Source organism: Terrirubrum flagellatum, assembly GCF_022059845.1.
GTDB classification, from domain to species: domain Bacteria; phylum Pseudomonadota; class Alphaproteobacteria; order Rhizobiales; family Beijerinckiaceae; genus Terrirubrum; species Terrirubrum flagellatum.
The window spans coordinates 1675718-1693755 of sequence record NZ_CP091851.1 but is presented as its reverse complement, the minus strand read 5'-3'; the positions used below and the strand labels follow the sequence as shown (position 1 = coordinate 1693755).

General features: G+C 64.9%; 15 protein-coding genes. 4 read left to right on the top strand and 11 right to left on the bottom strand.

The window, feature by feature from the left end:
• Positions 1 to 1215, top strand: coding sequence for a molybdopterin molybdotransferase MoeA (locus L8F45_RS08240; protein ID WP_342362390.1), 1215 nt, complete (start codon positions 1 to 3; stop codon positions 1213 to 1215).
• Between the two features lie 12 nt (positions 1216 to 1227).
• On the opposite strand, the gene L8F45_RS08235 is transcribed toward L8F45_RS08240, so the two are convergent.
• Positions 1228 to 1839: a hypothetical protein gene (locus L8F45_RS08235; RefSeq protein ID WP_342362389.1), complete on the bottom strand. Its 612-nt coding sequence runs from the start codon at positions 1837 to 1839 to the stop codon at positions 1228 to 1230.
• A gap of 192 nt (positions 1840 to 2031) precedes the next feature.
• Here L8F45_RS08235 and lexA point away from each other — a divergent pair, with 192 nt between their 5' ends.
• The gene (gene lexA / locus L8F45_RS08230) at positions 2032 to 2730 is read left to right on the top strand and encodes a transcriptional repressor LexA (protein ID WP_342362388.1); all 699 of its coding nucleotides are present in this window, start codon (positions 2032 to 2034) and stop codon (positions 2728 to 2730) included.
• Here lexA and L8F45_RS08225 read toward each other — a convergent pair.
• Positions 2724 to 5024 carry a ComEC/Rec2 family competence protein gene (locus tag L8F45_RS08225; protein ID WP_342362387.1) on the bottom strand — a complete coding sequence of 767 codons (2301 nt, stop codon included), beginning with the start codon at positions 5022 to 5024 and terminating at the stop codon, positions 2724 to 2726. The genes lexA and L8F45_RS08225 overlap by 7 nt on opposite strands.
• Before the next feature lie 122 nt (positions 5025 to 5146).
• Between L8F45_RS08225 and gltX the strand changes: the two genes are divergently transcribed.
• A complete protein-coding gene (gene gltX / locus L8F45_RS08220; RefSeq protein WP_342362386.1) occupies positions 5147 to 6574 on the top strand; it encodes a glutamate--tRNA ligase in 1428 nt (475 codons plus the stop codon).
• A 132-nt stretch (positions 6575 to 6706) separates the two neighbouring features.
• Positions 6707 to 7999, top strand: a complete 1293-nt coding sequence (gene gltA / locus L8F45_RS08215; protein ID WP_342362385.1) for a citrate synthase — start codon at positions 6707 to 6709, stop codon at positions 7997 to 7999.
• Positions 8000 to 8037: 38 nt separating this feature from the next.
• On the opposite strand, the gene lpxB is transcribed toward gltA, so the two are convergent.
• From lpxB to L8F45_RS08170, 9 genes are all read right to left on the bottom strand, one after another.
• The gene (gene lpxB, locus L8F45_RS08210) at positions 8038 to 9222 is read right to left on the bottom strand and encodes a lipid-A-disaccharide synthase (protein WP_342362384.1); all 1185 of its coding nucleotides are present in this window, start codon (positions 9220 to 9222) and stop codon (positions 8038 to 8040) included.
• 8 nt (positions 9223 to 9230) lie between these two features.
• Positions 9231 to 10103: an LpxI family protein gene (locus L8F45_RS08205; RefSeq protein ID WP_342362383.1), complete on the bottom strand. Its 873-nt coding sequence runs from the start codon at positions 10101 to 10103 to the stop codon at positions 9231 to 9233.
• Positions 10100 to 10906, bottom strand: coding sequence for an acyl-ACP--UDP-N-acetylglucosamine O-acyltransferase (gene lpxA, locus L8F45_RS08200; RefSeq protein WP_342362382.1), 807 nt, complete (start codon positions 10904 to 10906; stop codon positions 10100 to 10102). Before lpxA ends, L8F45_RS08205 begins: the two co-directional genes overlap by 4 nt.
• A gap of 145 nt (positions 10907 to 11051) precedes the next feature.
• Positions 11052 to 11519 (bottom strand): 3-hydroxyacyl-ACP dehydratase FabZ, encoded by a 468-nt coding sequence (gene fabZ / locus L8F45_RS08195; protein WP_342362381.1) that lies wholly within the window; start codon positions 11517 to 11519, stop codon positions 11052 to 11054.
• Between the two features lie 14 nt (positions 11520 to 11533).
• A complete protein-coding gene (gene lpxD, locus L8F45_RS08190; RefSeq protein ID WP_342362380.1) occupies positions 11534 to 12586 on the bottom strand; it encodes a UDP-3-O-(3-hydroxymyristoyl)glucosamine N-acyltransferase in 1053 nt (350 codons plus the stop codon).
• 51 nt (positions 12587 to 12637) lie between these two features.
• The gene (bamA, locus tag L8F45_RS08185; protein WP_342362379.1) at positions 12638 to 14992 is read right to left on the bottom strand and encodes an outer membrane protein assembly factor BamA; all 2355 of its coding nucleotides are present in this window, start codon (positions 14990 to 14992) and stop codon (positions 12638 to 12640) included.
• Between the two features lie 172 nt (positions 14993 to 15164).
• Positions 15165 to 16277, bottom strand: a complete 1113-nt coding sequence (gene rseP / locus L8F45_RS08180; protein ID WP_342362378.1) for an RIP metalloprotease RseP — start codon at positions 16275 to 16277, stop codon at positions 15165 to 15167.
• 127 nt (positions 16278 to 16404) lie between these two features.
• Entirely contained in the window at positions 16405 to 17265 is an 861-nt protein-coding gene (locus L8F45_RS08175) for a phosphatidate cytidylyltransferase (protein ID WP_342362377.1), read from the bottom strand.
• The gene (locus L8F45_RS08170; RefSeq protein WP_342363396.1) at positions 17262 to 17954 is read right to left on the bottom strand and encodes an isoprenyl transferase; all 693 of its coding nucleotides are present in this window, start codon (positions 17952 to 17954) and stop codon (positions 17262 to 17264) included. The genes L8F45_RS08175 and L8F45_RS08170 overlap by 4 nt, the downstream gene beginning before the upstream one ends.
• Between the last annotated feature and the right edge of the window lie 84 nt (positions 17955 to 18038).

Genomic DNA, 18038 nt, shown 5'->3' with positions numbered 1-18038 from the left:
ATGGCTTTGCTGCCTGTCGCCGATGCGCTCGCGCAGATCCTAGGGGACGTGAAGCCCGTCGACAGCGAGATGGTCCCGATCGCCGATGCCGCAGGACGCACGCTCGCTGCGCCGCTCGCGGCGACGCGCACGCAGCCGCCCTTCCCCGCGTCAGCGATGGACGGCTACGCCGTTCGCTCCGCCGACGTCGCGACTGTTCCGGCGCAGCTCCGGCTTATCGGGATGAGCGCCGCCGGCCACGGCTTTTCCGGAACCGTCGGACCGGGCGAGACGGTGCGCATCTTCACCGGCGCGCCGGTTCCCGCCGGCGCCGACGCGATCGTCATTCAGGAGGATGTCGACGCGGATGGCGAGCGCATCGTCGCGAAAGAAAGCTCCAGGAGCGGCCGGCATATCAGGCGCGCGGGACTCGATTTCGAGACGGGACAGATTCTCCTCGAAACCGGCCGACGCCTCGACGCGCGCGCCGTGGGCCTCGCAGCGGCGATGGGCCACGCGACGGTCTCGGTGCGGCGTAAGCCGCGGGTCGCTATTCTCGCCACCGGCGATGAGCTCGTGCCGCCCGACGTCACGCCCGGCCCCGACCAGATCGTCGTCTCCAACACCTATGCGGTCGCGACGCTCGTCCACGCCGCCGGCGGCGAGGCGATCGATCTCGGCGTCGCCGCCGATAATTTCGCCGCGCTCGAAAATGCGATCCACAAGGCGCGGGAAGCGAAGGTCGACATCCTCGTGACGACGGGCGGCGCGTCGGTCGGCGATCACGACCTCGTCCAGTCGGCGCTGACTAAAGAAGGCATGGCGCTCGGCTTCTGGCAGATCGCCATGCGGCCGGGAAAGCCGTTGATGTCAGGCGCGCTTGGCGCAATGCGCATTCTCGGCCTGCCGGGAAATCCCGTCTCTTCCTATGTCTGCTGCCTGCTTTTCGTGACGCCGCTGATCCGCGCCCTTCAAGGCGATCCACGCGCCGGCGAAGATTCTTCAGAAGCCGCCACGCTTGCCGCCGACATGCCGGCGAACGACAAGCGCCAGGAATATGCGCGCGCGCTTCTTTCACGCGATGCGCTTGGCCGCCTCATCGCGACGCCAGTGAATACGCAGGATTCCTCGATCACGCGGCTGCTGTCGGACGCCGGCGCGCTGATCATCCGCGCGCCCTTCGCGCCGCCTGCGAAATCAGGCGACGCGTGCCGCGTCATTCGTCTTCTGGATTAGCTTTCGGCGCGCTCACATCGGGTGGCGCGTGACGCGGTGATAGCGCGGCGCCGTGTCGTCGAGCCAGTCGAGCGCCGCCTGCCCATCGACATAGATGTCGACATAGCCGCCGGCGTTGCGCTTGCTCTGCCTGAGATTGCAGGTCTTGGTGTCGAAATTGTCCGCCTTCGCCACGATCGTATCGAGATCGAACTCGAAGTCGCGCCAATGGCCGGCCGGGATCGGTCGATGAAGCTCGGTGCGCATCGCCTCCAGCGGCGCGTTGGACACGGGGCGACCCCAGCACCGAATCTGACTGTCGCCGCAGGCCTGTCTGAGAGCCTGCAGGAAATCCATGATCTCGATGCTCTTGCCCGTGATGTCCCAGCCTTTGCGCGCGGCGCGGTTGATGAGTTCGAGCAGCGGCATGCGCTGCGACGACCGCTCAAGCGCCTGGGTGGCGCGCTCGGCGTCGCGGGCCAGCGCGTCCGCTGCGCCGCGCCGCGAAGCCTGCAACAGCCGGAAGCCGAGAAACAGCGCGGTCAGGACGAGCAGCCCCAGCCAGACGAAACCGAGGACGCTGCCCCATCCGCCCAACCCGAAGGACGCCAGCACGCCCGGTCCGCTTGTCGCGGCCTCTCCCATCCCCCGCCTCCAGTTTGGCGCCTGCAAGCGCCATCGCCTCTTTCCGCAATCATCGCAGCGGCGAAAATGCAAGGCCAGCCAAGGACGTGCATAGCAGCCGCTTGCGGAACACAGCAAGAACGCGTATCCTGTTCGTGATTTGTTTCGATGATTCCTGGATGATTGTCGAAACGGCCAGACGGGACCTTTGCGATGCTGACGCGCAAACAGATTGAACTGCTTCGCTTCATTGATGTGAGGCTGCGCGAATCAGGCGTGCCTCCATCCTTCGACGAAATGAAGGAGGCGCTCGATCTGAAGTCCAAGTCGGGCATCCACCGGTTGATCCTCGCTCTGGAGGAGCGCGGCTTCATCCGCCGCCTGCCGAACCGGGCCCGCGCGCTGGAGGTGCTCAGGCTGCCGGAGGCGACGACCCCGCACAACGCCCCGCGCGGCTTCAAGCCCAGCGTCATCGAGGGCAATCTCGGCAAGGTGAAGCCAAAGGCGGCGGAATCGCCGCGTGGCGCCGACATCGTCTCGATCCCGATCATGGGCCGCATCGCCGCGGGCACGCCGATCTCGGCCATCCAGACGCGCAGCAGCACGATCGGCATGCCGGCCGATATGCTGGGCCTTGGCGAGCATTTCGCGCTTGAGGTGCGCGGCGACTCCATGATCGAGGCCGGCATCAATGACGGCGACACCGTGATCATCAAGAAGCAGGACACGGCCGACAATGGCGACATCGTCGTTGCGCTGATCGACGACGAGGAAGCGACGCTGAAACGCCTGCGCAAGCGTGGTTCCTCGATCGCGCTGGAGGCGGCGAATCCGGCTTACGAGACGCGCGTTCTCGGACCCGACCGGGTGCGCATCCAGGGCCGTCTCGTCACGCTCATGCGTCGCTACTGATCGGGATCGCCGTCTTCGGGATGTTCGGGCGTCGGATCGCGTGAGCGCGGTCGCGGCGTCGTTGCAGGTCGCTGCGGCGTTTCAACTGCTGCAGGCGGCGGAGCGGGCGCGGCGTTGGCGGTTCGTAGCGGCGCCTGCCATGGCCGTCGCGTATCCGGCGAGCGCACGCCAATAACGTCAGGCTCATCGCCTCTGAACTTCACCACCATCGCGCCATAATCGTCGCTGGTCTTGCGATCGGCGATCAGCGGATCATTGCACCAGCCGGGCGCAGCAAGCCTGGTGATGATGAAATGCGCGCGCCGGCAATCCTCGGGAAATGCGCGCTCATCCTTGATCCAGACGATGGTGCGGCCGGCGCGATCCGCACCGGTGCAGCCGAGCCGATCGCATTTCACGCCTGTTTTGAGCGAAGGCTCGGAGGCGCCGCGCAGATCGCCGTCCGCCTGCAGCCAGAAGCCGACATCGAAACGCGAGGCGTCGCCAAGAATGACGAGCCTGTTGTCAGCGCCGCGGAAGGCCGCGCCCTGCCCGCCGCGCGCAATGAAGAAATCGACCGGCTCGCCGCGCGTCATCAGAATCGCGCCAACCAGCGCGGGCGCGATCGCGGCCCAACGCAAGGGCGTGCGCCAAATAACGAACCAGACAAGCGCGAGCGTCGTCAGCAACACCGCAGCGGGACCGAACGCGCGCAACGCGGTGACCGATCCCTGCAGATTGGCGACCGCCTGCGAGACCGTGATCACGGGAGCTGTTCCCCAACCCATCAGGGTCCATACCCAGCCATCAAGACCGAACGGCCAGAGCAGCACGCCCACGACCGCCGCCGGCATCACGATGAAGGAGACGAAGGGCAGCGCGAGCGTGTTGCCGATCAGTCCCCATGGATTCAAACGTTGAAAATGAAATGCGGAATAGGGCGCTGTCGCGAGCGTCGCCACGATGGTGGTGACAAACAATCCCGCGAGCCAGAGCCAGACATGGCTGCTCAATGTCGCGAAAGCGCTCTGCTTGTCGCGCTCGTCGCTCGACGCGCGATCGCGTTGCCATTCCGCCAGCGCGACGAGGCCGGCGACGGCGGCGTAGGACATCTGGAAGCTCGGCCCCGTCAGCGTCTCGGGCTCGCGCGCCAATGTGATCAGCGCCGAGACCGCAAGATTGCGCATGGCGAGCGCGGGACGATCGGCGAGCACAGCGCCGAGCATCACGAGGATCATGATCAGCGAGCGTTCGGTCGCGACCTCGGAGCCCGTGAACAGGCAATAGGCCGTCGCCCCGATCATCGCGAGAACAGCGCCGATTTTCTTCACCGGCCAGGCGAGCGCGATCGCCGGGATCAAGGCGAGGATCGCGCGCGCGGCCCAGAAGAAGGCGCCGGCGGCGAGCACCATATGCAGGCCCGACACCGAGACGATGTGATAGACGCCCGCCGCGCGCAGCGCGTCGTTGGTCTGATCAGAAATCAGATCGCGCTTGCCGGTGACAAGCGCCGCGGCGAGCGCGCCTGCCTGTCCGCCGATGGCGCGGACCATGCGATCGGTGAGTTCATTGCGCTTGCGATCGATCGCCGCGAAGACCACGACATCCCAAGGCGGAGGCGGCCCCGCGATCGCAGGGCCAACGGCGCCCGGCGCGCTGCCGACGCCTCCGATTCCTTTGAAATAGGCGTCGCGCCCGAAATCATAGGCGCCGGGGCGCGGCGGCTCAGGAGGCGGCAAGAGGCGCGCGCCGAATTTCACGAGATCGCCCGGCTGCGCCGTCGGCGGCTGCTTCGTGGTGACGCGGATTCGATAGGGCGCCTGCTCTGGCTTCAACCCCTCGATCGATGAGACGCGCAGGAGAATTCGCGCGCCATCCGGCCTTCGATCGAGCACCTCGATATAGCCGGTCACCGCTGCGGTCGTTATGCGCTCGATGCGCGGCGCGGCGACCCGCGCGGCGCGCCACGAGGCCGAGAGAAAGCCTGCGAAAACCGCTGCAAGGCCGACGCAAACCGGAAACGCGACCGGCTGACCCCGGACCACAAAGGCGATGGTCGCGAAGATCGCGCAGCCGATGACAGGCGCGACCATCGCGGGTTCGCCATCGGCGGCGAAATAGAGGATGACGCCAGCGCCCATCGCCACCGGCAACCACAGAAACAGCCGTCTCTCGGCGGCGTCCGCCGCCAGCCAGCCGACGAGCGCGCTCCATCCGTCCGCGAGAAGCCCAAGCAGGAACGGCCAGAGCACGCCGTCGCGGCGCGCGCGGCCCGCCGCCGCAGCGATCGCTTTCGCCTGCGCCCGCCCCTTCATCGCCCGCCGGTTCCCGCCGGTCCCCAAAGCGCCACGTTCTTCCGCTTAACGCGGCGGCGCAAGCGTGCTAACCGCGCCGCTCCTTATCCATGCGCGCCTGTCGCGCCGTTCGCCGTCAGCCCATGTCGTCTTCCGTCGTCACCCGTTTTGCCCCGTCCCCCACCGGTTTTCTCCATATCGGCGGCGCGCGCACGGCCCTCTTCAACTGGCTCTACGCCCGCCACACCGGCGGCAAGATGCTGCTGCGCATCGAGGACACCGATCGCGAACGTTCGACCGACGCCGCCATCGAGGCGATCATCGACGGGCTGAAATGGCTCGGCCTCGACTGGGACGGCGACGTGATCTTTCAGTTCGCGCGCGCGGCGCGGCATCGCGAGATCGCCAAGGAGCTGCTGAAAAGCGGCGGCGCCTATTACTGCTACGCGTCGCCGCAGGAGCTGGAGGAGATGCGCGAGACCGCGCGCCGCGAGGGCCGGCCGATGCGCTATGACGGCCGCTGGCGCGACCGTGATCCGGCTGAGGCGCCGGCGGGCGTGAAGCCGGTCATTCGTCTGCGCGCGCCGGTCGACGGCGAAACGGCCGTCGAGGACGAGGTGCAGGGCCGCGTCGTCTGGGACAACAAGAATCTCGACGATCTCGTGCTGCTGCGTTCAGACGGCACGCCGACCTACATGCTCGCCGTGGTGGTCGATGATCACGATATGGGCGTCACGCACATCATTCGCGGCGACGACCATCTCACCAACGCGGCGCGGCAGACGCAGATCTATCAGGGCCTCGGCTGGAGCGTGCCCTCGATGTCGCACATCCCGCTGATCCACGGGCCCGACGGCGCCAAGCTGTCGAAGCGTCACGGCGCGCTCGGCGTCGAGGCCTATCGCGAGATGGGCTACCGGCCGCCAGCGCTGCGCAACTATCTCGTCCGTCTCGGCTGGGCCTCGGGCGATCGCGAGATCTTCTCGACCGACGAGATGATCGAGGCGTTCGATGTGAAAGGCATTGGCCGTTCGCCGTCGCGCTTTGATTTCGCCAAGCTCGAGAATCTCAACGGCCTCTACATCAGGCAGGCCGGCGACGAAGAACTCGTCGGGGAGATCGAAAAGCTCTTGCCTTATCTTCCCGAGAAGGTCGGCGCGCCGAAGTCGCTTTCGCCTGATCTGCGGGCGAAACTTGTCGCCGCGATGCCCGGCCTGAAAGAGCGCGCCAAGACATTGGTGGAGCTCATCCAGTCGGCCTACTACCTCTACGCTGCGCGGCCGCTGCAGATCGAGGACAAGGCGCGCGCCCTGCTCGACGAGACCGGGCGCGCCCGCATCGCCGCGATCCATCCCCGCCTGTCGGCGCTGAATGACTGGTCGAACGCGGGCACCGAGTCGGTCGTGCGAACCTACGCCGAGGAGGCCGGCGTGAAACTCGGCCAGGCGGCCCAGCCGCTGCGCGCCGCGCTCACCGGCCGCTCGACCTCGCCGGGCCTGTTCGATGTCATGTCGGTGCTTGGCCGCGAGGAAACGCTGGCGCGGCTTGGGGATCAGCTCCCGTCGGCGTGATCGGCGGGCCCACCCCGCATGCTTGAACCCCCCTCGCCTTCGCGCTAGCTTGCGGCGCTGCACAATCGCCGCGCGGAGGCCTGCTTTTCGCGGCTTCTTCTGCTTGATTTTATCTCAAAGAAAGCACCCGCCATGTCTGCTCCCGTGACTTCGGTGAAATTCGGCGACAACTCACTCGATCTGCCGGTGAAGAGCGGGAGCGTCGGGCCGTCTGTCATCGATATCGGCAAGCTCTACGCCCAGTCGGGCATGTTCACCTACGATCCCGGTTTCACCTCGACCGCAGCGTGCGAGTCGAAGATCACCTACATCGATGGCGACGAAGGCATTCTGCTCTATCGCGGCTTTCCCATTGAACAGCTCGCCGAGCATGGCGACTTTCTCGAGACCTGTTACCTCCTGCTCTACGGCGAACTGCCGACCGCCGCGCAGAAGGCTGACTTCGATTATCGCGTCACGCGCCACACCATGGTGCACGACCAGATGCAGCGCTTCTTCCAGGGCTTCCGCCGCGACGCCCATCCCATGGCGGTGATGGTCGCCGCCGTCGGCGCGCTGTCGGCCTTCTATCACGACTCCACCGACATCACCGACGAGACGCAGCGCATGGTCGCGTCGATGCGGATGATCGCGAAAGTGCCGACGCTGGCGGCCATGGCGTTCAAATATTCGATCGGCCAGCCCTTCGTTTATCCGCTCAACTCGCTCGACTACACCTCGAACTTCCTGCGCATGTGTTTCGCCGTTCCGGCGGAGGAATATCAGGTCAACAAGGTGCTTTCGCGCGCGCTCGACCGCATCTTCATCCTCCACGCCGATCACGAGCAGAACGCATCGACCTCGACGGTGCGTCTCGCGGGTTCGTCAGGCGCCAACCCCTTCGCCTGCATCGCGGCTGGCATCGCCTGCCTCTGGGGTCCCGCTCACGGCGGCGCGAACGAAGCGGCGCTCAAGATGCTCGAGGAGATCGGGCATGTCGAAAACATCCCGAAATATATCGCCAAGGCGAAGGACAAGAACGATCCGTTCCGCCTGATGGGCTTCGGCCATCGCGTCTACAAGAACTACGATCCGCGCGCCAAGATCATGCAGAAGACGACGCATGAGGTGCTCGCCGAACTCGGCGTCAAGGATGACCCATTGCTCGACATCGCGATCGAGCTCGAGCGCATCGCGCTGCACGATGAATATTTCATCGAGAAGAAGCTCTATCCCAACGTCGATTTCTATTCCGGCATCACGCTGAAGGCGATGGGCTTCCCGACCACGATGTTCACCGTGCTGTTCGCGCTGGCGCGCACCGTCGGCTGGATCGCGCAGTGGAAAGAGATGATCGAGGATCCGAGCCAGAAGATCGGCCGTCCGCGTCAGCTCTACACCGGCTCCGCGCGCCGCGAATATTCGCCAATGGCGCAGCGCCGCTAAGCAGCGCGCGTTTTTACAATATGATAAGAACGCCGCGCTCAGCGCGGCGTTTTTATTTTCGCGATCATGCCAAGGATTTCGTCCGCGACATGCGCGCTCGGGCTCGCGCCGTCGCTTCGCATCTTCGCTTCGATCCTGTCGAAGGCCGCGAGTTGCGCCGCGCGCGCAGAAGACTCCCCAATCAACGGCGACAGCACCGCCATGATCGCGTCGGGCGTGCAGTTTTCCTGCAACAGTTCGGGAACCGCATTCTCGCCGAGCACGAGATTGGACATGAGAACGGAGTGAACACGCAACAGACGGCGCGCGATCATCGCTTCCCATTCCGCCAGCCGATAGACGCCAACGGTCGGAATCTTCGCCAGCGCAAGCTCCAGCGTCACCGTGCCTGACGCGGCGAGCGCGACGCGCGCACGACGGAATGCGGCGAGCTTCGCCTGCTCCCCATCGAGAAGGGAAACCGGCGTCGACCAGGTCCGAACGCCATTCGCGACCAGCTCGCGAACATGCGGCGCGACCGGAAGCGAGAAGCGCGCCTGCGGAAAGTCTCGCGCAATTCTCGCCGTGACCTCGCCGAAAATGGAGATCAATCGCGAGACCTCGGAGCGGCGGCTGCCCGGCAGCAACAGGATTTCCGGCGCCGACGCATCAGCGCGCGCCACACGCTCTTCGTCGGTCTGCGGCCTGAAATCCGAGAGGCGTTCGATCAGGGGATGGCCGACATAGACGCCCGGCGGGCCGTCGAGCTTGCGCAATTCTTCGGGCTCGAACGGCAGGAAGCACAGCACGCGATCGACGTGCGGCTTCATTCGCCGCGCGCGCTTCGGCCGCCAGGCCCAGACCGTCGGACAGATCCAATGCGCGATCGGAATCCCAGGCGCACGCGCGCGCACCTTCTTCGCGACGCGCAGGCAGAAATCGGGCGCGTCGATCGTCAGCAGCAGATCGGGCTTCGCATCTGCAATCGTACGCGCGGTTTCCGAAATGCGTCGCAGCAGCAGCGGCAGGCGCTGCAGGACTGCGGCGACGCCCATGATCGCGATATCGGTCTGCGGGAAGAAGCTCTTCAGCCCTTCCGTTTCGAGCGCCGCGCCGCCGACGCCGATGAGTTCGAACGCGACCCCGCGCCCGTGCAGCTCGCGCACGAGACTCGCAGCAAGCGCGTCCCCCGAAGCTTCGCCCGAGATGAGCGCGAGCCTGAGCGGGCGCGCTTCACCACTCATGCCGTCATTCACGCGCGCGAAAGTCCGACGACCGCGATGCCGGCGCGATCCGCTGTCGCCAGGCAGTTCTCACGATCGGCGATCAACGATTTCCCGGATTCGACGGCGACTCCAGCCAACTGCGCCGCCAGCGCATTCTCAATCGTGCGCGGACCGATGGTCGGCAAATCGACACGCAGATCCTGTCCCTTCTTAGCAGCCTTCACCAGCACCCCACATCGGCCTTGCAGCCGCAGCCTGCCGTTGGCGCGCATTTCCGCTACACGCGCGATCATGGCGTCAGTGCCTTCCGCGCCCTCGATCGCGACAGGCCGCCCATCGATCACGACGCAAGCCTGGCCGGCGTCGAATGGCGACAGAGCGTCGAGAACGGCAAGACCGATCGCGGCGTTGGCGCGCTCGTCTTCGCTCAGCCGGACGGAGCCAAGATCGCCCGCTGCGGCGAGCAATTCAGGAGCGATCTCGGAAATGCCCAGCACGGTCAGGCCATTCTCCTCGAAATAGGCGATGATTGCTCTCAACGCATTATCGTCGCCGCCGCCGCGCAACATCCGCACGATGCGCGGAATATCCCATACGCCTCGCCAATCCAGGCTGAGATCGCGCAACGCCGGCCGCGTGATTGCGCCGACAATGATGATGCGACGTATCGCATGCTGGCGCACAAGGCGAAAGAAGCGGCCGATCTGGCCGAGCTTCACCCAGGCGTGCGGAAAGCGCTCGATCTCCGAGCCGGCATGGCCGCGAAAGCCGATGGTGAAGACGTCGCGTCCGCGCGCGCGCGTCGCCTCTGCGACCGCAAGCGGAAGATCGCCGCCGAAACACAGAACGCCGATCGGCCCTTCACGGCCCGATTCAGCGCTCGGCCGGCCGAAGATCACAAGGAGGACTCGTCCGGCCTCGGCAGCGTGAAGGAGCGATCGCCGCCGGCGCGCATGAAGCCGATAATCTCGCTCACCACGGGGTGATCGGCGAATTCGCCCGCCACGTCTTCGATGCGCTCCTGCAGCGTGCCCTCCTCGGCGAACAGCAATCGATAGGCGCGGCGAAGATCATGAATGGCCTCGCGTGAAAAATTCCGCCGCTTGATCCCGACCAGATTGAGGCCGTTGAGATGCGCCGGCGCTCCGATGACGGAGCCGTAGGGGATGAGATCACGCACCACGCCGGCAAGGCCGGACACGAAGGCGTAGGCGCCGATGCGGACATATTGATGCACCGCGCAGCCGCCGCTCAGGATCGCATACTGACCGACAACGCAATGGCCCGCGAGCATCACATTGTTTGAAAAGACCACATTGTTGGCCACGATGGAGTCGTGACCGACATGGCTGTTCGCGAGAAAGAGGCAGGAATCTCCGACCGCCGTCTTCATGTGCCCATTCTCGGTGCCCGGATTCATGGTGACGCCCTCGCGGATGACGCAGTTCGCGCCGATCTCAAGCGTCGAGGGCTCGCCGTGATATTTGAGGTCCTGCGGCGGATGCCCGAGCGAGGCGAAGGGAAACACGCGCGTGCCCGCTCCGATGCTCGTCCGGCCGGCGACCACCACATGGCTGATGAGTTCGACGTTGTCGCCGATCGAAACGTCAGGGCCGACATGGCAGAAGGGCCCAATCTTCACGCCCTCGCCAAGCCGGGCGCGCGAGTCGACCACGGCCATCGCGTGAATCGATACAGTCATACTGTCTCTCTTGTCTCTTAGATCACGCCGCACTTTTATTGCATCAATCAAAGTGCGGGAACGTGATCGATTCTAAAGATTTAGAGCATGGCTTTTGCGAAAAACCGGTTCCCACTTTTTCGCGCCATGCTCTAGGAGGTTAGCATCAACTCATCAGCACCATGGCCGACAGCTCCGCCTCGGCGACGAGTTTGCCGTCAACCTTCGCCTCCCCCCGATACCACCAGATGTTCCGCTTGTTCGCGATCCGCGTCATTTCGTAGCGCAACACGTCGCCCGGCGTGACGGGCTTGCGGAACTTGCACTTGTCGACCGTGGAGAACAGGACGCTCTTCGGTCGGGCGCCGGCGCCGAACGCGCCAAGCGTGACGAGACAGCCTGCGGTCTGCGCCATCCCCTCGATGATTAGCACTCCCGGAAAGATCGGACGCCCGGGAAAGTGTCCCGTGAACTGAGGCTCATTGATGGTGACGTTCTTGACCCCGACGCCATATTCGGCGCCCCGCATCTCGACGATGCGGTCGACGAGAAGAAAGGGATAGCGGTGCGGCAGCACCTCGAGGATCGTTTGAATGTCCGCGCTGTCCAGCGTCTGGGCCTGTTCATTGCTCACGGCTGCGCCTCCCATCAGCCATCGTTGCGCCCACCCCGCTTCGAGGCAAGGTCGGTCAGAACCGCTGTCTCACGCAACCATTGGCGCGCGGGCCTGGCGGGATAGCCGCCATAGCGCGCGCCTGGCGGGATATCGGTCATGACGCCCGCTTGCGCGCCGACCTGCGCGCCCGCGCCGATCCTGAGATGGCCGGCGACGCCGACCTGACCGGCGAGCACGGCGTAGTCTTGAATCTCCGTCGAGCCCGAAATGCCGACCTGTCCCACAATCACGCAGCGCCGCCCGATGACGACGTTGTGCGCGATCATCACGAGGTTATCGATCTTGGTCCCCTCGCCGATCACGGTGTCCTTGTTGGCGCCGCGATCGATCGCCGTATTGGCGCCGATCTCGACATCGTCCTGAACGACGACCCGGCCGATTTGCGGCACTTTCAGATGCCCCGCCGGCCCCATCGCGAAGCCGAAACCGTCCTGGCCGATGCGGGCGCCAGGATGGATGATCACGCGATTGCCGATCAGCGCATGCTGGATCGACGCGTTCGCGCCGATGGCGCTGTCACGGCCAATGCGCACCGACGGCCCGATGACCGCGCCGGCGCAGATGACTGTGCCGGAACCGATCTCAGCGCCCGGGCCGATCAGCGCCAGCGGATCGACAATCACGTCCGCTTCGAGCCGCGCCGTCGGATGCACGACGGCGCCGGGAGCGACGCCAACGGCGCCGAACAGGCTCTGCGGACGCGCCGCTGAAGGATAGAGCGTCGCCAACGTCCTGGCGAAAGCGTGATAGGGCTGCGGCGTCACAAGCGCGACCGTGCCGGCGGGGACTTCGGCCGCATATTTCGGCGACACCAGACAGGCCGTCGCGCGCGTCTTCGGGAGATCGCCGGCGTATCGCGGATTTTCGAGAAAGACGAGATCGCCGGGCGCGCCACGATCAATCGGCTGAACGCCAGCCACGGTCAGGCTGAGATCGGCCGCGCCGGATGGAGCGGCGCCTGTGAGTTCAACAATCCGCGCCAGCGAGAGAGGAGCCGGCGCGGCGAAAAAGACCGGATTGGACATCAATTTCAGATCAAGACTCCGGCGCGCGAAAAACGCGCGCCGGAAGCGATATCAGAAGCGGGTGCCGCCGGAGAAGCGGAAAGCCTGCGTGCGGTCGCCCTTATCCTTCGACAAGGCGTAGGCGTAGTCGAACCGGATCGGGCCCAGCGGCGAGTTCCACAGCAAGCTCGCGCCAACCGAAGAACGCATCGTGTGCGAGTCGCGGATACAGCTCGTCACTGACTGGCCGCCGATCGTGTACACGCGCGTCGTGCCGGTCAGGCCGTTAGCCGAACAGGACACGCCCGTCGACGTGCCGCTGTCATTGCCAAACACCGTGCCAGCGTCAGCGAAGACCGCGCCCTTGATGCCGACTTCACGCGGGATGCCGAGGATCGGGAACTGGAGTTCCGCCGAGCCGCCGAAGTAGGTCTTGCCGCCAATCGCGCCCGACGCCGGGTCGATCGAAATGTCGCGCGGGCCAAGACCGCTCGGCGCGAAGCCGCGCACCAGCGTCGGCCCGAGGAAGTAGTGATCAAGGATGCGCAGATCGCCGCCGAAGCCGATGATATGACCGCCCTGCGCGCGCAGCAGGCCGACGATGTCCTCATAGACTTCGTAGTAGAACTTCGCATCGAAGGACGAGCGCATGAACTTCGAGTCGCCGCCGAGGCCGGCGAAGTCCTGTTTGATTTCGGCGTACAGGCCGTTGCGCGGGTCCTTGACGTTGTCGAGCGAGTTATAGGCGAGCGTATAACCGGCGAGCGACGTGATCGTCGTGCCCTGCGCCTGCTTGATCGCGTTCGACGCTTCGCCGTTGTTGAAGGCGTCATACGGATTTGAAGTTCCGCTCGTGCCCAGATTGGCGGTCGCGGGGCAATTCGCGGTCGCGATCGTGAATCCCGGAATTGGATTCTGACAGTCGAAATACGGCTTGCTCGTATCGTTCGGAATGATGATCTTCGACTGGTACAGCGAATAACGCAGACCAAGCGTAACCTCTTCCGTGATCGGAATGCCGAGGCGCAGCGTGCCGCCCGTCACTTCGCTCTTGAAGCGCGAATAATCGGTCTCGTCGTTGTCCTTGCGGTAGACGTCGAAACCCGCGGCCAGACGCCGGTCCATGAAGAACGGCTCGGTGAACGAAAATTCGATGCCCTTGGATTTCTGGCCATAGGTGCCGGCGAGGCGGACATACTGGCCGCGGCCGAGGAAGTTTGTCTCGGTCAGCGCGACTTCGCCGATCACGCCGTCCGACGTCGAGTAGCCGGCCGCGACGGAGAACGATCCGGTCGCCTGATCTTCGACCTCGACATTGAGGATTACGCGATCGGGAGTGGAGCCTGGCTCGGCGACGATGCGGACTTTCTTGAAATGTCCGAGATTGGTGAGACGGCGCTCGGCGCGGTCGATCAACACCTTGTTGTAGGCGTCTCCCTCGACGACATCGAACTCGCGACGGATGATGTAATCCAGCGTGCGCGTGTTGCCGCGAATGTTGATGCGCTCGATGTAGACGCGCGGACCTTCGTCAACGATATAAGCGAGATCGATAGTGCGCGACGCGGGATCGCGATTGCCCTGCGGCCGCACCTGCGTGAAGGCCATGCCGCGGCGCGACGCTTCCATCGTCATGCCGACGAGCGACTTCTCTACTGCCTCGGCGTTGTAGACATCGCCTGTCCTGGTGCGCATCTGGCCGGCCAGCGCGTCCGGCGGAACGTTCGCCACGCGCGAGTCGAGCCTGACATTGCCAAGACGATATTGCGGGCCTTCGCTCACCGTGATGTTGACGATGTAGCCGCCGCGGCCGCTGTCGAAACGAACGTCGGTGTTGACGACCTGGAAATCGGCGTAGCCGTTCTTGAGATAGTAGCGGCGGATCAACTCGAGATCGGCGTTGATCTTGTCGGGATCATAGACGTCCGAGGTCTTGAGGAAGCTGAGGAAGTTTCCTTCCGTCGTGTTCATCTGGTTCCGCAGGCGGTAACCCGAGATGCTGTTGTTGCCGACGAAGTTGATTTCCAGCACCGGCGTCTTGGAGCCTTCGCTGATGACGAAGACAACGTCGACGCGATTGTTGTCGAGCGGCACCGTGCGCAGGCTGACCTGGGCGAGGCCGCGGCCGGTGCGGCGGTAGATTTCGGAGATGCGCGCAACGTCGCCCTGCGCCGTCGCCTCGTTGTAGGCGAATCCGACCTTGGTCTGCATTTCCGGACGAAGATTGTCGCCCTTGATCTTGCTGTTGCCGTCGAAAGCGACCCGGTTGACGATCAACTGCTGGACCGGCGCGGCGCGCGCGGTTCGCGCCCTCTGCGCGTAAGCCTCTGACGTGACGCCGGGAATCGAAACCGCAGCGAACGCAACGACTGCAACCGCCATAACGATGCGACCGGCGAGAGGGCGGATCACGTCGGAAATAATCATCGGGTACGCCTGCCCTGTTGTCGGTTGGGACCGCGCGAAGGTCCGGAATCTGAACGTTCAGTTACCGGGCTTCTAGCGATTTTCGCAACCCTTGCAAACGCCTAGGAACCGCAACGGCGCCTGTTTTGCGGTTAACGTGGCCGAACTGCCACGCAGCTTGGTTGCCGGCGGGTTAACCCGCCCGGATCGCGACGATATCGTTCCAGGTCACGAACAGCATGAGCATCAGGACGAGGGCTAGTCCGATCCTGAAGCCGTATTCCTGAATTCGCTCGCTGAGCGGCCGCCCCCGCGCCCATTCGACGAGGTAAAACATGAGGTGACCGCCATCAAGCATCGGAATCGGCACGAGATTCACGAGTCCGATCGAGACTGACAGGATGGCCGCGAGAGTAATCAGCGGCACGAAACCCGCCTTCGCCGCCTGACCGGACACCATCGCGATTCGCGGCAGCCCGGCCATCTGGTCGATCGATTCTTTCCCGGCGAACAATCCTGCGAAATAGGCGCCCGACCGCTCGACGATCTGCCAGGTTTCGGAGGCTCCCACGCCGATGGCTTCGAGCGGCCCGTAATGCCTGACGCGAAGGTCGGCCGGGTCCGCCGAAGCCTGCAAGCCCAGCATGCCGATCCGCTGCGTTCCGAGCGGCGTTTTCTGCGTCTTGAGGGTTGGAGTCGCCGTCAGTTGCAGGCTTGATCCGGACCTGTTGACGACAATGGCGAGCGGGATTTCAGCCTTCTGGCTGACAATCCGTTGAATATCCGAGAAGCCGGCGATGGGCTGGCCGTCGATTGATTCGATGACGTCGCCAACCTGGATTCCGGCGGCCGCCGCCGCGCTATCGGGCAATACGGCCGCAACGCGGGGCGCGAGCATGGCGCTGCCGACGAAGTAGGCGGTCGCCGCAAAGATGACGATCGCGAGCAGGAAGTTGGCGATTGGACCCGCGGCGACAATCGCTGCGCGCTGACCGATGGATTTCTCGGGAAAGCTTCGCGCTCGCTGCTCAGCCGGCATCGCCGCGACGGCGTCCGCATCAGGGGCGCTCGCTGCGTTGGCGTCGCCGAGGAATTTCACATATCCGCCAAGCGGAACCGCGGCGACACGCCAGCGGGTGCCCTGTTTATCGGTCCAGCCGAAAAGCTCCGGGCCGAAGCCGATCGAGAAGGTCGTCACTTCGACCCCGCACCACCGACCTACGATGTAGTGGCCGAATTCGTGGACGATCACCACGACTGCCAGCACGAAGAGGAAGCCGAGGGCGGTGAAAAGGAAAGTCGACATGATTCCCGATATGGGCTGCGACGGCAGGCGTTGCGAGCCGGCGATCCATCAAATTGTTTAGGTGACAGCGTTCGCCCCGCCGGGCAAGGGCGCCAGGGGGGGAACGCGCCAGATGGTCAATGGCGCTTCAACCGCCTTCGACCAGGAGGATTGTCGCGCCGAGCAACACGCAGGCGGCCCAGAACCCGTCGAGCCGGTCCATCAGGCCGCCATGGCCGGGGATCAGATGGCTCGAATCCTTGACGTCGAATCGCCTTTTCATGGCGGACTCGCCGAGATCGCCCGCCTGCGACACGATGGACGCCGCGAGCGTGAAGACCGCGACGCCGAAGACCGACCAGGAGGCAAAGAGCGGAGGACGCCCGAAGACGGTAATGATCGCCAACCCGGCCGCAACTCCGGCCGCGGTTCCGCCGATCGCGCCTGACCAGGTCTTCTTCGGACTGACCGCTGGCCAGAGTTTCGGCCCGCCGATCGCGCGTCCTGCGAAGTAGGCTGCGATGTCGGTCAGCCAGACCGTGGCGAACAGCCAGAGGACGAGCGAAAGACCGCCGATATATTCGCCCCGCGCGACGACGGGCGTCGCGGCCAGCACTGACGCGTAGGGCGCGGCCCAGAAGGCCCAGAGCCGCGCTCCACTGCGAGCCGCCATGGCCGTCAGCAATCCACAGGCGATCGGCAAGAGCGTGAGAAGCGCGTGCGGCGCGCCGGCGCCAAGACCCGCAGCGCCCTGCGCCATATCGTGCGCCCACAATCCCGTCAGCAGCGCGCCAACGAGCGAAACCAGCATCGTCACGTAGGAACGCGCGCCCGCCATGGTCAGGAATTCGTGGACGACCAGGCTTGAGCCAATCAACCAGACGATCGTGAAGGCCCAGCCGCCCACCCAGGTCGCCGCCAGCACCGCGACGCCGAGCACGAGCGCCGAAAGGACGCGCAATCTGAGATCTGAAACAGGCTTGCCCGCGGGGGCCGGCGCGTCGGTCACCCGACCTTGGCCTCCGCCGACGACAGCGCGCCGAAACGACGGTCGCGCCTGCCATACTCACGGATTGCGTCTTCAAGAGTCGATCTGTCGAAGTCCGGCCAATGCTGTTCGACAAAGACGAACTCGGTGTAGGCGAGCTGCCAGAGCAGGAAATTCGACACGCGCTGCTCTCCTGACGTCCGGATCAGCAGATCGGGATCGGGAATGCCTGTCGTATCGAGATGGCGCGCAAACAGATTCTCGTCGATCGAGGACGGCGCGATCACGCCTTCCATGACGCCAAGCGCAATCCGCCGTGCGGCGCGGACGATCTCGGCGCGCGCGCCGTAGTTGAAGGCGATCACCAGAGTCAGCGCGGTGTTGCCGCGCGTCGTCGTCTCGGCCTCGTCGAGCAGCGCGCGAATATCGGGCGAAAGATCGTCACGGCCGCCAATGACGCGGATGCGCACATTGGAATCGTGCAGCGTCGCGAGATCGCGCCGGATGAACAGCTTGAGAAGCCCCATGAGATCGGAGACTTCCTGCGCCGGCCGCCGCCAGTTTTCGGAGGAGAAGCTGAAGAAGGTGAGATATTCGACGCCGAGATCGGTCGCGGCGCGCACGGTCCGGCGCAACGCCTCGACGCCGCGGCGATGGCCTTCCAGCCGCGGCAATCCGCGTCCGGCCGCCCAGCGTCCGTTGCCATCCATGATGATCGCGACGTGACGCGGAATGCTGCGCGCTTCCGTCGCCACGGGCTGCCCTCCGCTCACGAATGTCCTCCCGCAGATCCG

What these genes read in the sequence shown, in the direction of transcription:
- L8F45_RS08225 (WP_342362387.1), bottom strand. Translation starts at nt 5,024, where the DNA reads ATGAAGGGGCGGGCGCAGGCGAAAGCGATCGCTGCGGCGGCGGGCCGC.
- bamA (WP_342362379.1), bottom strand. Translation starts at nt 14,992, where the DNA reads ATGATTATTTCCGACGTGATCCGCCCTCTCGCCGGTCGCATCGTTATG.
- lpxD (WP_342362380.1), bottom strand. Translation starts at nt 12,586, where the DNA reads ATGTCCAATCCGGTCTTTTTCGCCGCGCCGGCTCCTCTCTCGCTGGCG.
- gltX (WP_342362386.1), top strand. Translation starts at nt 5,147, where the DNA reads ATGTCGTCTTCCGTCGTCACCCGTTTTGCCCCGTCCCCCACCGGTTTT.
- lexA (WP_342362388.1), top strand. Translation starts at nt 2,032, where the DNA reads ATGCTGACGCGCAAACAGATTGAACTGCTTCGCTTCATTGATGTGAGG.
- lpxA (WP_342362382.1), bottom strand. Translation starts at nt 10,906, where the DNA reads ATGACTGTATCGATTCACGCGATGGCCGTGGTCGACTCGCGCGCCCGG.
- L8F45_RS08170 (WP_342363396.1), bottom strand. Translation starts at nt 17,954, where the DNA reads ATGGATGGCAACGGACGCTGGGCGGCCGGACGCGGATTGCCGCGGCTG.
- lpxB (WP_342362384.1), bottom strand. Translation starts at nt 9,222, where the DNA reads ATGAGTGGTGAAGCGCGCCCGCTCAGGCTCGCGCTCATCTCGGGCGAA.
- L8F45_RS08235 (WP_342362389.1), bottom strand. Translation starts at nt 1,839, where the DNA reads ATGGGAGAGGCCGCGACAAGCGGACCGGGCGTGCTGGCGTCCTTCGGG.
- gltA (WP_342362385.1), top strand. Translation starts at nt 6,707, where the DNA reads ATGTCTGCTCCCGTGACTTCGGTGAAATTCGGCGACAACTCACTCGAT.
- rseP (WP_342362378.1), bottom strand. Translation starts at nt 16,277, where the DNA reads ATGTCGACTTTCCTTTTCACCGCCCTCGGCTTCCTCTTCGTGCTGGCA.
- L8F45_RS08240 (WP_342362390.1), top strand. Translation starts at nt 1, where the DNA reads ATGGCTTTGCTGCCTGTCGCCGATGCGCTCGCGCAGATCCTAGGGGAC.